Consider the following 678-nt stretch of genomic DNA (forward strand, 5'->3'; position numbering starts at 1 on the left):
GTGGCGACCACGACGGCTTTGGAGACCACCATGGCGGCCTCGGTGCGCACGTGCAGATAGGTCGCGTCCAGATAGACGTAGGGAAACCGGGCGTGATCCAGGCGGCGGGTGCGGAACGCGCCGATGGCCTCGTCCAGGCCGGCACAGATCCGAGACACCTCGGACTTGGAGATGCCGGTACCGCCCAGGGCGACCACCAGGTCGTCGACGGAGCGGGTGGACATGCCGTGGACGTAGGCCTGCATCACGACCGCGTACAGCGCTTGGTCGATCCGGCGCCGTGGCTCCAGGACGGAGGGGAAGAAGCTGCCCTGGCGCAGCTTGGGGACCGCCACGGTGACGTCGCCGCCTTTGGTCGTCAGCAGCTTCGGGCGGCTGCCGTTGCGCTCGGTGGTCCGCCCCGGTGCGCGCTCGTACCGGGCGGCGCCGATCACCTGCGCGGCCTCGGTCTCGATCAGCTCTTGCAGGACCATGCGCACGGACTCGCGCACCAGGTCCACGCCCTCGCCGGCGCGAAGTGCGTCCAGCAGGTCGGACACGGCAGACTGGGGAAGGGTCATCGGTGAGATCTCCTCTGGTGAGTACTTGGCGGTACACACCGAGCATCTCGCCGATGACCCCTCTACGTCAGGGAGCCACACCCACTCCCCAAACCCCACCACTCCACGGGACTCTTAC

The 678-nt window shown here is 68.3% G+C and carries 1 protein-coding gene; it reads right to left on the reverse strand.

What is annotated here, in order from left to right; genetic code table 11:
* Positions 1 to 560 (reverse strand): transposase (locus GGG17_RS15060; protein ID WP_195849252.1); only part of this gene is annotated, 560 nt, incomplete at its 3' end.
* Positions 561 to 678 lie beyond the last annotated feature (118 nt).

Source organism: Arsenicicoccus cauae (assembly GCF_009707125.1).
GTDB lineage: Bacteria > Actinomycetota > Actinomycetes > Actinomycetales > Dermatophilaceae > Arsenicicoccus > Arsenicicoccus cauae.